1 protein-coding gene is annotated in these 230 nt (G+C 71.3%); it reads right to left on the bottom strand.

The window, feature by feature from the left end; all coding sequences use genetic code 11:
- On the bottom strand, positions 1-226 hold a 226-nt coding region (locus KVT28_RS28685), incomplete at its 3' end, for an Ig-like domain-containing protein (RefSeq protein WP_368734951.1).
- Between the last annotated feature and the right edge of the window lie 4 nt (positions 227-230).

Below are 230 nucleotides of genomic sequence, written 5' to 3' on the forward strand. Positions count from 1 at the left end.
TGGTAAAGGTGTGCAGCCCGGGGGAGAGCGCCGCGTCGGGGCGGAAGGTCCACCTGCCGTCCCCGGCGACGAGGGTGGAGCCAATCACCACGCCGTCGGCGTAGACGGTAATCAGCCCGCCGGGGACGTTGCCGCTGCCGGTGAGTTCTGGCTGCGCAGCGTCGGTAACGCCGCCGTGACCCAGCGCGCCGGTGTACATGCCGGTCACGTCGGTGGCGTGGGCCATCAGC

It is taken from the genome of Pantoea sp. GbtcB22 (assembly GCF_019091025.1).
Taxonomy (GTDB): Bacteria; Pseudomonadota; Gammaproteobacteria; order Enterobacterales; family Enterobacteriaceae; genus Pantoea; species Pantoea leporis.